The sequence below is a fragment of the Acetobacterium sp. MES1 genome, from assembly GCF_002237635.1.
Taxonomy (GTDB): domain Bacteria; phylum Bacillota; class Clostridia; order Eubacteriales; family Eubacteriaceae; genus Acetobacterium; species Acetobacterium wieringae.
In genome coordinates this window covers 41,275-55,022 of record NZ_MJUY01000060.1, presented here as the reverse complement: position 1 = coordinate 55,022, position 13,748 = coordinate 41,275, and the positions used below count along the sequence as shown (strand labels likewise).

The window sequence follows — 13,748 nt, the reverse complement described above, 5'->3', positions numbered from 1 at the left end:
CTGTTTTTCTCCTAAATACTGCGCAGGGCATCAATCGGGTTGAGTCGGGACGCCTTGCGGGCTGGCATGAAGCCAAAAACAACGCCGATGGCAGCGGAAAAGCCGATTGCCAATAAAACGGTGGAAGCCGTCAGAGCAAAACTGGTTCCAATCAGGTTGGCCACGACCCAGGCCAGAATGACCCCCAGCCCAAAGCCGATGATGCCACCAATCAGACAAAGCACCACTGATTCAATTAGAAACTGGAGCTGAATCTGCTTCGGCTCTGCTCCCAGGGCCTTGCGCAAGCCGATTTCGCTGGTTCGTTCAGTGACCGAAACCAGCATCATGTTCATAATTCCAATCCCCCCGACGACCAGCGAAATTGAGGCGATGCCACCCAGCATCATCGACAGAATACTGGTCATTTCTGCTATGGTCTCTAGAATACTCTGCATGTTTACAATCGAGTAGCCATCATCATCACCGTTAAAAGCTTTGGTTAAAACCCCTTCAATTTGCCGGGTGGTCGTGTCCGCCAGAGCCTCATCAGCAATGTAAACAGTCAAGCTGTTAATGTACTTGGCGCCAACGACCCCCATAGCGGTGGTGTAGGGAATCATCACTGCCTTATTGGTATCCGCCTGAGCAAAGCTGTCCGATTCCTGTAAGATGCCAATGACCTGATAGGTAATGCCGCCGATTTTTATTTCCTGGCCAATGGGGTTTTTCCCGACATAAAGTTCGTTGGCAATATCATTTCCAATTAAAGCCACCCGGCTTTTATTTTCAGTGTCAACAGGATTAATGATTCGCCCAGCCGAAATGACATCTTCAGTGTTTTGAAAGTAAACATCATTTTTTCCCTGGAGGCTGATCTCATCCATGGTCTTGCCGTCGAAAGCCACCGTCGTTTGGCCGGAAATGGTCGGGGCAATTCCTTCAATATTTGAAAGCTCCGAAATTTTAGTGACATCCCCCTGGGTCAGCCCCTGTTTCAGCGGTGTTCCCTGAACCTGAATGGTCACCGTATTGGCCCCCATTGAGGCCACCTGATCGGTAACCGTGCTGGTCGCTCCCGAGACAATGGTAATCAGGGCAATCACCGATCCCACCCCGATAATAATCCCCAGCATGGTGAGAAAGGAGCGCATTTTATTGCTGATGATATTTTCTAACGCCATTTTAATACTTTCCTTAAGCATTGTATACCCCCTCGCTGAGATTCCCATCAACAATCCGCACAATCCGACTACCATTTTTAGCGACATCGCTATCATGGGTAATCATTACAATGGTTTTTCCTTCCTGATGCAGTTCTTTAAACAGTTCCATAATCTGATGACCGGTCTGTTGATCCAGGGCACCAGTGGGTTCATCGGCCAGCAAAATGGTTGGTTCAGTCACCAGCGCCCGGGCAATGGCCACCCGCTGCTGCTGACCGCCGGATAGCTGATTGGGCCGGTTTTTCATTTTTTCGGCCAGTCCCACCCGTTTTAAAATATCGGCACTGCGGAGCTGCCTCTCTTTCTCCGGGACGCCAGCATAAATCAGTGGCAGCTCGACATTTTTCTGGGCTGATAGCCGGGGCAGTAGTTGGAACTGCTGAAAGATAAAGCCGATTTCACGGTTGCGGATATGCGAAAGCGCCGTCTCCGGCAGATCCTCAATCCGTTCTCCGGACAGATAATAGCTGCCACTGGTGGGTACATCCAAACAACCGATAATGTTCATCAAGGTGGATTTGCCCGAGCCCGATGGGCCCAGTACCGATAAAAAATCACCCCGATTGATTTCCAAATCAATGCCTTTTAGAACCACCTGCTCCTCATCACCCATGGTATACGTTTTGACGAGATTTTTCATTTCCAGAATTTTTTCTCTCATCAGATTTCACCGCCGCTTTCCGGACGCTGAAAGGTTGCTGCCTCGGTGGCGTCAAGGATGGGCACACAAACCACCTCATTCTCGCTTAGACCGGTGATGATTTGAATGTTAATGCCATCGGTAATCCCGGTGGTTACCGGGCGCTGCTCGGGATCTGTTGACTCGCCCTTGACCAGCACATAAGTCATATTATCTTCCCCAAATAAAATGGCCGTCACCGGAACCATCACGGCATTTTCGACCTGCTCCTTGACAATAACCACCTCGGCATTCATGCCAATGCGAATTTGCGGATCCCCTGAAAAATCTACAATCGCCGTAAAATAAGCGACCCCATTTTCATTTTTAGCTTCCCGACTGATTTCACTGACAGTGCCCGGAACACTACGCCCGATGCTGTCAATATTAATGGTGACCGGAGCCCCAACGCTCAGCGTTGACAGCTGATACTCGTCGACCTTGATGCTTAACTGAAGGTTATTAAAATCAACGATTTCCATAATTTTCTCCCCGGCCGCCACCGTATCATCGACCTCATAAAAAATCTCGGCGACTTCTCCCGCCACAGATGATGTGACAATATCCCCAGTGACGGGTTCATAAAGATCGGTATCTTCAGCAATCAACTCGCCTTCGCTGACATATAGCTCACTTATTTCCAAGGCACTGGTCGCAACAATCGCTTCCCGGGACTGACTCTCAATGACCCCTGTAAAACGGTTGTCATTAATAATATTACCCACTGTAACGGTGGTTTTTGTGTACTGAGTCGTTGCCGAGTCTGCCAGTACCTGATAGCCCAGAAATCCTCCGCCAATTATCAACATCCCAATGATACTACCAATCACAATCTTCTTTGTACTTCCTTTTTTCACGTCGATCCTCCACTTACTGAATTTATTTAGTATCGGCATTCTAACCAATCAATATGAATTAAAAATGAACCCTTTAATTTTATTTTTTGTTGTTTATTACAGTTTTTGGGTATCTATACTTCAATAAAAGAAATTAAAGGAGGATGTGACAATGTTAGATAATAAATTAGATATGATGGAAGAAAAGATACCCGATGATAACTCAGAAAAAAAACCCTTTTATTACTCTAAGTGGTGGTTGTTATTGTGGTGCCTTCTGCTTTGGCCAATTGGATTGCTAATGGTTTGGGGCTATTATGCCAACATGCATAAAAATGAAATGCCCCGAACTCGACTGATCAAAGATAATTTAGAGGATATATAAGCCGAATAACCGATACAAACCTTTGAATAACCTTAAAATATTGATGATCTCGTTTTCAGGAAGTAGTCCCTATCCTTGATAAAAAGTCTGTTTCATGTTAAAATGAGACAACTTAAATGCGACGAACATAAACTCACACAACCACCATGAATAACCATTCCTGGTGGTTGTGTCATGATAAAAAAGCATTTATACTATATCAGGTAGTTACTTGAACCGAACAACACAACTTGTTTTCGGTTCTCAAAACGATCGATGTAACTGAATATAAAGGAGAAATTAAAGAGAGATGGTTTCACAAATTTTTACTCTGCTATTTATTTTAGGTATCCCGTTTTTTATTTATGGTATCTATTATCTCGGAATTGGCTTATTTGGATATACCAAACACAATAAATATACCCTCTCCCCTCCCAAAAACCGCATTGCTGTGGTGGTTGCCGCCCGAAATGAGGCTGCGGTGATTGGAAACCTCATCGAAAGTCTGCATCAGCAGGATTATCCTAAAGAACTGATGGATGTCTATGTGATTCCCAATAACTGCACTGACAATACCAGAGAAGTGGCCCTTGAACATGGTGCTAAAATCATGACCTGTACAGCAGAAGTCAAATCAAAAGGAGCTGCCCTTTCCCAGTTTTTTGATTATATTTTTGCCGAAAATGACATCTATGATGCTTTCTGCGTTTTCGATGCTGATAATCTGGTCGATAAGCACTTTGTTTCGACCATGAATAATGTTCTTGAATCAGGTGAAAAAATTGCCCAAGGCTACCGGGACAGCAAGAATCCGGATGATTCCTGGATTTCTGGTTGTCAGTCCGTGTTTTATTGGACCTTAAACCGCTTTATGAATCTGGCCCGTCACAAACTGGGCTGGTCAGCCACCTTAAATGGCACCGGATTTATGATGCATGCTGATGTCATCAAAAAAGAAGGATTCAAAACGTTCAGTCTGACTGAAGATATCGAATTTACCACCCAATGCATTATTAAGGGCTACCGGGTCGCCTGGGTACCTGAAGCCATTACCTATGACGAGCACCCGATTGCCTTTGATCAATCCTGGTCTCAGCGTAAACGTTGGTCGACTGGTACCATTCAATGTTTTAACCAGTATTCCCAACAGCTCATCGATGCCGTGATCAACGATAAAAACCGTTGTGCCCTGGATATGCTAATGTTCCTGGTTTCCCCCTTTATGCAGGTACTGACCTGTATCTATACTATTTGTTCATTTATCATCCTGGGTATGCTCTTTGTCACCACCTCTGTCTGGTCCAACGCTTTAACCTTTGCCATCCTCTTTTCAGTTGGTGGTGTCATCTTCAGTGTGGTCTTTACCGCCATGGTATTATGGTTGGAAGGTAAAAAGATTCGTCAGATTAATAATGTTTCGGTTTTTTCTTTCTGGTTATATCTGGCTTCCTGGATTCCCATTAATGTTTTATGTTTTATCAAACCAATCGAAATCTGGGAACCTATCGAACATACCAAAAGTATTAAGATCTCACAATTAGTCGAATAAAAAACAAGGATGATCTTCGGATCATCCTTGTTTTTTTGCTGATAATTAATTTATGCTTCGTCCTTCGCTGCATCTCCTTTTGTTGTTTCATCTAACACGGCTCTTACCTGCTCATCATTCTGGGCTTCAATGGCTTCGTCAATTTCTTCTGCTAGTGCTGATTCATCAAGGACTATCTCCATTTCCGTTTCATCCTTGATTATCCGTTCTTTTTTCGCAAGCACTATCAATAGTACCAAAGCTCCCAACAATCCCAGCAGAATAATCCAATAGCCGACTTCTAACTGCAGGGTAAATGCCAGGGCCACAAAATTTGCCTGACCACTGATATAGTTTGCGATAAAAGTGCCCACATCACCAAAGGTACCCGTCAGTATCGCCCGCAAGGTCTCCATAATACCACTATTTACCTGACTGGCCAGACTACTGAGCTGTTCATTAATGCGGTTGTTGGCAACAGCCGTACCAATTCCCACTCCTAAAAACAACACTGACAGAACCCCGGATATAAAAATTGACAGTTTAATACTGGCCCGTTTATACAGAATCAGTACCATTAAAGCAATGACAACAAGGAAAAGAATCAAGATTCCGCCATTAGCTGTGGCTTTATAGGAATCGATGGTGGCCATGGTCGCATTGACCTGGTCCATGGACTGCCGGGCCGAAATGGTGATATCATTAACCTGGTTGGCAATGTTTCGGGCACTTTGGATGACATTCCATAAATCTTTGAGAATCCCATTGATCGCCTCGCCATTATTAAAACGGGTTATCACAATCTGTTGAACCTGAGGATCTACCAGGTAGTCCAACGCCGGACTTGCTAAGGCTTCGTTGATACTACTGACATAGCCTTTATCAGGCAGTGGACTTCTTAAAATATCAAGCACCGACTGATCCAAAACTTTGATATTTCCGAGGGGCACTCCATAGATCTCAAATTCGTCAATGGGTTCCTGAAGGACAAAGTCACTCAGCGAAAAATTGATCATATCATACTCCGGACTAATGACTTCCAAGGTATTATTCATGATTCCGGTGACAGAAGCACTCATTTTTGCACTCATAAATGGCAAGAAAAAACCAGCCAGAGCCAACAGCAGGCACAGCAAGGCTCCAGTTCGCAGCTTATTCTCCATAATCTTTGTTTTGATCCAGTCAAACCCGTTCATAAACCACTCTTTTACTATCACTTTTACCCCTCCTGATCGTTTTTTTGAGTTATACCCTTAATTTTAAAGCGTTATCATCGAAATATAAAAACCACCTCAAAGAGATGGTTTTTTAAACTCTATTTTAATGGTTTTTGCAATTGCCATTACAAGACCTTGTTCAGGAAATTGATGGTTCTCTGATTTTTAGGATTCCCGAAGATTTCGCTGGGTGGGCCTTCCTCAACAATAAAGCCTTCATCAATAAAGATCACCCGATCGGCAACTTCTCGGGCAAAGCCCATTTCATGGGTAACGACGATCATGGTCATCCCATCTTTTGCCAGCTGTTTCATAACATTTAAAACTTCCCCAACCATTTCAGGATCGAGGGCCGAGGTGGGTTCATCAAAGAGCATAACATCCGGATTCATGGCCAAGGCCCGGGCAATCGCTACCCGTTGCTGTTGTCCCCCGGATAACTGTTCCGGATAAACATTGGCTTTCTCTTCCAGATCAACACTTCTTAGTAGTTTTCGTGCCGTTTCTTCAGCTTCTTCTTTGGTTTTAAGTTTAAGGGCCACTGGCGCAAAGGTAATGTTTTTCAAAACTGTCATATGCGGGAAGAGATTAAATTGCTGAAAGACCATTCCAATATCCTGCCGATATTTATTGATATTACCATCGGCTCTGGTGATATCATTCCCATCGACCTCAATGGTCCCGCTGCTGGCTTCTTCTAGGGCATTGATACAGCGCAACAAGGTGCTCTTTCCCGAACCAGAAGCCCCAATAATACAGATCACTTCCTGCTCTTTAACTTCCAGGTTAATATCCTTCAGGACTTCTAAATCCCCAAAACTCTTTTTGAGATTCTTAATTTTTACTTTTCCCATAAGACATTTTCCTTTCTAGTCGTTTTGAGATCTTTGATAAGATCATAATGATCACAAAATACATCGCCGCAACAATCGCCCACACCTCAAAGGATTGGAAATTATTGGCAATAATCAGTCGTCCGGTCTGGGTTAATTCGGTCACCCCGATAACCGAGAGGAGTGATGTATCTTTCAGGGTAATAATACACTGATTGATCAGCGCCGGCGTCATCGTTTTGACTGCCTGAGGCAAGATGACACTCCGCATCGCCATTCCGTAGGGTAAACCCAGGCTCCGGGCAGCTTCCATCTGCCCTCTGCTGATGGACTCGATCCCGCCACGGAAAATTTCGGCCAGATAACCGCCAGCATTCAGGCTAAGGGTGATAATTCCAGAAATTACCGGATCTGATTGAATTCCCAAAACCTGTGGAATCCCAAAGTAGATGAAAAACGCCTGTACCAACAAAGGCGTTCCCCGAACAATATCCACATATACCAGAGCAATTGCTCTCAAACCTTTTTTCTTTGATACTGACAAGAGACCAAAAACAAGGCCTAAAACACCTGCAAAAAATAGCGAAATAATTGTTATTTCAACCGTTAATACCAATCCTGCCATCAGGCGGGGCCAATACTGTACAATTAATTCTGGAATACTCACGTCAACCTCCTTCAATAGTTTGAGTTGTCCAACAGTCTTTACTCACACGCAAGAAGTCACGCAAGTAAACACTTTTAGATAACTTAGAGAAATCATCTGCCAGTAGTGTATGCTGACAGATGATTTCAAATTAATAATGTGTTAAGTTTTTTCTAACAGATTATTTTTTGATATAGGTGTCCAGGATTTCCTGATACTTACCATTAGCCTTCAAGTTAGCCAATCCAGTATTAAACATCTCAATCAACTCTGGATTTTGACCTTTTTTCACAGCGAAACCATAAGAACTTCCTTTTTCCATGTCAGTAACCATTTTAAGTGGCACACCACTGGCAATGGCATCACCAACGACTGGGTAGTCTTCAAACAAGGCAACTGAATTTCCGGCTTTTACATCTTCATACATGTTGGCTGAATCCGGGAAGGAAACAGTTGTAAATCCATATTGATCTTTGATTGACTCAGCAAAGGTTGCCCCTTCCGTTCCGGTTTTTACCGCTACTTTTTGTCCTTTTAAATCTGCGTAAGACTTAATTGTGTCGTTTGAAGCTGATACTGCCATTACAACACCTGAGTCAAAGTATGGCTCGGAAAAATCAAAGGTTTTTTTCCGTTCATCGGTAATACTCATACCGGCGATCATCCCATCCGATTGACCTGTCGATACTTCACCCAGTGCAGCATCAAACCCGACGGCCTTTAATTCATATTCGAAACCCTGATCTTCAGCAATTGCTGCTAAAAGATCGATATCAATTCCGACCCGTTCACCCTTTTCATTTTCATACTCAAATGGTTTGAAGGTTGTGTCTGTAGCGATTACATATGTCTTCGTATCACTGCCAGTTTTTGTTCCGCTGGAACAAGCAGCCAATGAAAATACCATTGCCGCTACCATTACCAAAACACCAAGCTTTGCGATTCTTTTCATTTCTTTTCCTCCTAATAATAATAAGTTTTGGTGCATCTTTAGCCAATACACCCACTTTCATACAGGTAGCAGTATATCATTTTTATAAAAACTTCGCAATAAAAAAAACCATCGATTATAGTAAAGGATGGTTTAATCTATTCTTTAGTATCATTATGGAGACGACTGCTTAACTTCATTTGTACGCCAAGCTCGTACACGCTCAGCGCACAATCAGATCATCTCTTTTAATCACCTTATAATCACCTTATTGTGTTTATTCTTCCGGATTCTCAGTCAGATATTTGCGAATCGACTCGTAGTCCCCTTCAGCCACGATGAATTCGGCATCCAGATTTTCCAGCACTACTTCTTCCGGGAGAATCTCAACCTCTTTCTCCACTGGGGTTCGGTTTCGGGCTTCAACCAAAAGCAAATCTTTTTGATCCAATGCAATCTTGCGCTGGTTCAGTCCCGCTTCAATGATATCCAAATCATTGATCCGTTTATTAATCAGTTTGGATAGCCGAATCAGATCATCCAGAACCTCATCAACAACGAATTGTTTATCAATAATCATTTTCAACTTTTCGCGAATCAGATTACCGGCGGCCACAATTTTTTCATCCCCGGCAATGGGTTCATAGTTTTCCACTTCTTTCTGAAAATCACTGATAGCCCCTTGGAGATACTGGGTTTCCTTCATTGATTTTTCGATCTCATGAAACAAATAGCCCAGTCGCCGTTCAATGGAAAGAAAGCCCTCTTCGTTATCATCCACTTCTGTTGTTTTCATTCCGGCAGCACCTAAATTATTGACTGCTATTTTTTGAAAATCAGATTTTTTTTCTTTAACTGTTGGTAAATCACCAAACAGCTCCGTGCTGCTATTTTTAGGAACTTCGATTAACGGCTTCTGAGTTGACAGTATCATGGTCGCTTCCGGTGCGTGATTACCCATCAGCGAGTTTGCCTCAATCCCCACTGCTTTTTTCCCGTCTGATTCCATTGGGGATAAGCCTACAGGTATTTTTTGTGGCGATTGGTTTATTTCCTGGCTTACTGGTTTTTGTCGGGTTCCACCCGGAGCCTCAGTTTGACTTAATGGTGCTTTATTTTCTTTTTTTAAATTTTCTTTGATTTCATTGAGAAAATCACTGGTCTGATAGCGTTTTTCTTCTGCAACAGCCCTCGGCTCATCGGCTCTGGGGGACTCCACATAGCGTTGCTGTCCTCTTTTTTCATTTTCCAGCAAACTGGTAAAGATGCTGTCGTACTCTGACTCTTCTTCATCATTTCGGGATAACCAGGTTTTTTTATCGCTTTTCACTTTTTTCCCTGAATTTTTATCCATTTTTACCGGTTCCTGTTTTTGATCATTACTCCGGTCTTTTTTAGTCGTCTTCTTTTTTTCTTTCTTAGGCATTCGTGCTTCATCTGAAGATACACTCTGTTCTCGGGTATAATCATCATCTTTACCAATCAGAACCCACCATAACAGATGACACAGCGTTATCATTAAGAAGTCCGCCACAGCCAAACCAATAAAAAATGTTGTCGGTACATCTGGAATAAGAAAAAAGCACATCGCAAAAATAATTCCGTTGCCAAGAATCGTAATCCCGCCGCCGATGAAGGGAATATTCTTTCGCAATAAGTTTCTGTTTAAATCGTACAAAGCCAGCACAATTGTCTTGATCCCGACAAAGAAACCCATCAGAATAATATAAGCATTGGCGTTTTCAAGTGTCATTAAAACCTGATAACCCAATAAAAAAGCATAACCAGCGATTGCCAAGCCAATGATATCAAAAATTAACAAACCCCAGCATTTACCAAAACTTAATTTCATCAAATCACTCCTTGCTGTCATTTATAAAGGTTGTTCCATCGTTTTCTCGTGAACTCCCCTTATCAATCGTAACTTTTCCAAAGGTCGACGTCAGCGCATCCAAACCTTCCGTGTTGCGATACAAAGCTTCAATTTCCTGAAGCTTCTGATATTCACGATTGAGCGTCTCTTCTTTTCGATTCACTTCTTCGTGTCGCTTTTTCAAAATCGCCAGAGCCGTCCCTAAGGAATCCAGCATATCCTGAACCATTTTTTCCCGCTTTTCAATATTGGCCAGCTGGATATTCAACTCATCGGCTTTATAATTGGGAATTTCACCTTCACTTTTCAAAAAGCGGGATTCTTCTTCCTTCAAATCATCGAAGACCCGCTCGAAGTGGTTGGCTTCTGGGCGCAGAGCGGTAGCCCCAGCTGCGCTTTTCTCTGGTTGTGCTGGGCCATTTTGAACCGTTTTGAGGATTAGTGATTTTAACTCTTCATCTTTTTTTAAAATCAGTTTTTCTAAATTTTCAATGCGCGATTCTACATATTCAAAGTACTCATTCTTTTCATTGAGTTCCTGTTCGTTTGCCATATTAACCCTACTCCTATATTCGCTATCAATCTTTGCATCTATTATAACAAAGTTTTCCTAAAATGTATAATAAGATTTAATGTTTGTTTTTTCTATTTATATTATTTTTACAAATATTTACATTTATGATATAATAGCCTACCAGTAGTCGTAAATTGGCGTAATCAGAATTTATTTTTAAGTAAAAGATGGGAAAACACTTTGCAAATTACCGGCACCGATGCGTCTGTAAAACGATCTGCAAACAGCGTTCTTTCCCAACGAGGTAAAAATTTGAACGATAAAAAAAAGAGTGTGATTAAAAACAGACGAAATCCAGGCTCAAAAAAGACATCCAACACGAATCCAAGGCCTGATACCCGTCCCCTTAAGACCATTAAATCAGAAACAAAAGCGAAACCCAAATCAAAGCAGTCAAAAACAAAGCCGGTAATCTTACCCGATCCATTACCAAAAAAAAAGAAAAAATCCAATGACTTTGTAAAAAAGTTTTTCCGCACTATTCTGCTGATCATTATTTTTCTGATGGCCACTGCTTTTGCCGTTAACGCCTTTTTCTTAGGAAATGTCACCAGCGACCTGAAAGGAAATTTAAGCAAGTATGGAATCAGCAGTGAAGCGGCTAACTTTGCCAAACAACATAAAATTGTTAATGTTGCTGTTTTCGGCGTCGACGGTCGTGATGATGTTGAAGGCGACCGAACGGATACCATCATGATCGCAACTGCCGATTATGAACATAGCAAGGTCAAGGTGGCCTCACTGATGCGTGATACCTATGTTTATATCGACAAAAAATACGAATATGATAAACTCAATGCCGCCTACGCTTATGGCGGACCGGATTTAGCCCTTAAGACGATCAATCAGAATTTTGATACCACCATCACCGACTATGTCACCATTGATTTTAACGCCATGGTTTCAATGGTCAACGCCGTCGGTGGGGTCACCATCGATATTGAAACCGACGAAGAGCTGGAATGGGTCAATGAATATCTGATGGATGTCAATGAAAAAGTAGAAACCGGTTCCCCCTTTCTGGAAGAAACTGGACCCCAAACCGTTGATGGTTCCCAAGCCCTGGCCTACTGTCGAGTTCGGTATGTCGGCGATGGCGACTTTGATCGAACCCTGCGACAACGGGTTGTTTTTGAGCAGGTCTTGTCAAAAGCTCTTGATCTGGATCTTCAAGAACAATATAATCTGGTAATGGCGACCTTACCCTATGTGGAAACTTCTTTAAGCACCCTCGAGATGCTCAAATATGGTGCCAATTTGGCTTTAATGCCTTCAAAAGATATCGAGCAAAGTCGTTTCCCCACCGATGACCTGATTTCCCTGGATATGCTCGACGGGGTTTCCTATGTTGTCCCCAACACCTTATCCGAAAATATTGAAGCCTTTTATCAATTTGTCTACGAAACCGATTATACCCCTTCGGATACTGCCTTAGAGATTAGCGATGAGATCAAAACAGCTGTCAAAGGCACATCGAACACATCTGGATCTGATGTGGAAGAACTGTCCTATTAAAATCATAAAGCCACCTGCTGTCCTTGACAACGGGTGGCTTTTATTTTTGATGCGCTTATTTTTCAGAAGATCAACAGTATATTATCATTGTTTTGTGTCCGTTTATGGCTGGCGAACGATATTGGGAACACCAAAATAGTCAGCCAGGGCGCGATTCACCCAATGATTGGGATCCAATTGAACATCCTTTAATCCGTACATGCCGTTGTGGCTGGACAGGGGTACAATTTCCGGCACCTGAATCAGCGCTTCATTTTGGTGTTCCTCAATGATTTGAACCCGAGCGACATATTGTTTATTAACTGTAATGGCATCGATGCCCACGTACCCCCAGGACATGATGTAAAATAACAGCACTGCCAAACCGGGAATGATTACAAATTTCCTGGTCCGTTCTTCGCTCAATTTGAGTTGCCCAAACGCATATACCACAGCAATAATCAGAAATGCCGCCAATCCAAACATCGCCCGAGGCGGAAACTTAGGTGGTGCCAGCATCACAAACATGGCCGCTGCAGCTGCCACAGTAAAAATCCCAAAATTCACCCATGCGTTTCGATCTTTTTCATTTCTTAACATGACAAAAGCAATCGCCGCCAAAATCACCAGCGGCATCAGCGCATAAAGATTATAGGCAAAATATGAAAGCCGAGTGATAATCGGGTTTGATCCCACCATCATGGTGACCTCGGCAACCGCCGATTCATTTGCCACCCGCAAACTGTTTCCTGGTGCAAAAAGCATACATAAGAAGCCAGCGATCGAAAACAATAACCCGGTATAAGCAAATGCAGGAATCCGAATTTTGCGTTTAATGTTAACGCCGCAGTACAGCAGCATAATTAGAATCATCCCACCTGCCGTATTTTCATTGGTAATCCCACTGGTAAAAAATAAGGGAATCATCAGCACGGCAAACCAGATGCTGTTTAACAGCCTGGTCTGTTTTTCTTCATACAGCCGGAATGGCAAAAGTGCCAATAGAATAATGGTACCACACCATAAGTAATTGCAGGAGCCGGTTAACCACATCACCGTCTGACCAAACATTGGGATAAAAAACCAGACTAAGATTGTCGTTAACAACACTAATTCAAAGCGGATTCTACGACCCATAGCCAAGAAGTAAACCGCCAGACAAAAGACAATATAGCAGAGGCTGTTGGCCACATTAAAAACATCTTTTCCTAAAAACATGAAGAGCTGCGTCAATGTTTCAGCCACCACCCGCCCTCCCCAAGTCATGTAATAGGAAATCTGCGAGGTAACGATATCCCCAAAACTCATTACCGGCGTTGAGGTAGCAAAAATAAAGGTATAGACAAAATCATCAGCAATCAAAGGGGTTTTGCTGTTTAAAAACACCATGTAAGCAAATGTAACTGCTACTATTACCCAAAAGAGAATTAGATTCGTTTTTCGGGATTCGATTAAATTTTGAATCGCTCGATTTCCATATTTTTTTCCAAAACGGTCACTATTCATCATTACACTCTACCTTCTAAACACCGATTTTCGCCATGCACGTGATCCGTTTATGATCACTC

Annotated in this window: 13 protein-coding genes; 3 read left to right on the top strand and 10 right to left on the bottom strand. The window is 42.7% G+C overall.

The window, feature by feature from the left end:
- Window positions 1-11: 11 nt before the first annotated feature.
- The 3 genes from BI182_RS16355 to BI182_RS16345 are packed head-to-tail and all read right to left on the bottom strand — an operon-like array spanning window position 12 to window position 2,741.
- Window positions 12-1,184: an ABC transporter permease gene (locus tag BI182_RS16355; protein ID WP_148636926.1), complete on the bottom strand. Its 1,173-nt coding sequence runs from the start codon at window positions 1,182-1,184 to the stop codon at window positions 12-14.
- A complete protein-coding gene (locus BI182_RS16350; RefSeq protein WP_286809402.1) occupies window positions 1,177-1,866 on the bottom strand; it encodes an ABC transporter ATP-binding protein in 690 nt (229 codons plus the stop codon). The genes BI182_RS16355 and BI182_RS16350 overlap by 8 nt, the downstream gene beginning before the upstream one ends.
- A complete protein-coding gene (locus BI182_RS16345) occupies window positions 1,866-2,741 on the bottom strand; it encodes an efflux RND transporter periplasmic adaptor subunit (protein WP_286809400.1) in 876 nt (291 codons plus the stop codon). Before BI182_RS16345 ends, BI182_RS16350 begins: the two co-directional genes overlap by 1 nt.
- A 151-nt stretch (window positions 2,742-2,892) precedes the next feature.
- Between BI182_RS16345 and BI182_RS16340 the strand changes: the two genes are divergently transcribed.
- Together BI182_RS16340 and BI182_RS16335 are read left to right on the top strand one after the other, a co-directional pair.
- Window positions 2,893-3,105, top strand: coding sequence for a hypothetical protein (locus BI182_RS16340; RefSeq protein ID WP_286809399.1), 213 nt, complete (start codon window positions 2,893-2,895; stop codon window positions 3,103-3,105).
- Between the two features lie 289 nt (window positions 3,106-3,394).
- Window positions 3,395-4,633 carry a glycosyltransferase family 2 protein gene (locus BI182_RS16335; protein WP_070371594.1) on the top strand — a complete coding sequence of 413 codons (1,239 nt, stop codon included), beginning with the start codon at window positions 3,395-3,397 and terminating at the stop codon, window positions 4,631-4,633.
- Window positions 4,634-4,683: 50 nt separating this feature from the next.
- Here the strand turns inward: BI182_RS16335 and BI182_RS16330 are convergent, their stop codons facing one another.
- The 6 genes from BI182_RS16330 to BI182_RS16305 form a co-directional block, all read right to left on the bottom strand.
- Entirely contained in the window at window positions 4,684-5,829 is a 1,146-nt protein-coding gene (locus BI182_RS16330) for a hypothetical protein (protein WP_286809396.1), read from the bottom strand.
- 125 nt (window positions 5,830-5,954) lie between these two features.
- A complete protein-coding gene (locus BI182_RS16325; protein ID WP_070371596.1) occupies window positions 5,955-6,683 on the bottom strand; it encodes an amino acid ABC transporter ATP-binding protein in 729 nt (242 codons plus the stop codon).
- Window positions 6,664-7,329, bottom strand: coding sequence for an amino acid ABC transporter permease (locus BI182_RS16320; RefSeq protein WP_286809395.1), 666 nt, complete (start codon window positions 7,327-7,329; stop codon window positions 6,664-6,666). Before BI182_RS16320 ends, BI182_RS16325 begins: the two co-directional genes overlap by 20 nt.
- Before the next feature lie 160 nt (window positions 7,330-7,489).
- A complete protein-coding gene (locus tag BI182_RS16315; RefSeq protein ID WP_070371598.1) occupies window positions 7,490-8,260 on the bottom strand; it encodes a transporter substrate-binding domain-containing protein in 771 nt (256 codons plus the stop codon).
- A 256-nt stretch (window positions 8,261-8,516) separates the two neighbouring features.
- Complete coding sequence (locus BI182_RS16310; RefSeq protein ID WP_286809394.1) at window positions 8,517-10,091, bottom strand: MFS transporter; 1,575 nt, start codon at window positions 10,089-10,091, stop codon at window positions 8,517-8,519.
- 4 nt (window positions 10,092-10,095) lie between these two features.
- Complete coding sequence (locus tag BI182_RS16305) at window positions 10,096-10,665, bottom strand: hypothetical protein (protein ID WP_286809392.1); 570 nt, start codon at window positions 10,663-10,665, stop codon at window positions 10,096-10,098.
- Window positions 10,666-10,938: 273 nt separating this feature from the next.
- Between BI182_RS16305 and BI182_RS16300 the strand changes: the two genes are divergently transcribed.
- Window positions 10,939-12,201, top strand: a complete 1,263-nt coding sequence (locus BI182_RS16300) for an LCP family protein (RefSeq protein WP_286809391.1) — start codon at window positions 10,939-10,941, stop codon at window positions 12,199-12,201.
- 102 nt (window positions 12,202-12,303) lie between these two features.
- Here the strand turns inward: BI182_RS16300 and BI182_RS16295 are convergent, their stop codons facing one another.
- The gene (locus BI182_RS16295; protein ID WP_286809389.1) at window positions 12,304-13,689 is read right to left on the bottom strand and encodes a DUF3329 domain-containing protein; all 1,386 of its coding nucleotides are present in this window, start codon (window positions 13,687-13,689) and stop codon (window positions 12,304-12,306) included.
- Between the last annotated feature and the right edge of the window lie 59 nt (window positions 13,690-13,748).

What these genes read in the sequence shown, in the direction of transcription:
- BI182_RS16355 (WP_148636926.1), bottom strand. Translation starts at nt 1,184, where the DNA reads ATGCTTAAGGAAAGTATTAAAATGGCGTTAGAAAATATCATCAGCAAT.
- BI182_RS16350 (WP_286809402.1), bottom strand. Translation starts at nt 1,866, where the DNA reads ATGAGAGAAAAAATTCTGGAAATGAAAAATCTCGTCAAAACGTATACC.
- BI182_RS16340 (WP_286809399.1), top strand. Translation starts at nt 2,893, where the DNA reads ATGTTAGATAATAAATTAGATATGATGGAAGAAAAGATACCCGATGAT.
- BI182_RS16335 (WP_070371594.1), top strand. Translation starts at nt 3,395, where the DNA reads ATGGTTTCACAAATTTTTACTCTGCTATTTATTTTAGGTATCCCGTTT.
- BI182_RS16325 (WP_070371596.1), bottom strand. Translation starts at nt 6,683, where the DNA reads ATGGGAAAAGTAAAAATTAAGAATCTCAAAAAGAGTTTTGGGGATTTA.
- BI182_RS16315 (WP_070371598.1), bottom strand. Translation starts at nt 8,260, where the DNA reads ATGAAAAGAATCGCAAAGCTTGGTGTTTTGGTAATGGTAGCGGCAATG.
- BI182_RS16310 (WP_286809394.1), bottom strand. Translation starts at nt 10,091, where the DNA reads ATGAAATTAAGTTTTGGTAAATGCTGGGGTTTGTTAATTTTTGATATC.
- BI182_RS16305 (WP_286809392.1), bottom strand. Translation starts at nt 10,665, where the DNA reads ATGGCAAACGAACAGGAACTCAATGAAAAGAATGAGTACTTTGAATAT.
- BI182_RS16295 (WP_286809389.1), bottom strand. Translation starts at nt 13,689, where the DNA reads ATGATGAATAGTGACCGTTTTGGAAAAAAATATGGAAATCGAGCGATT.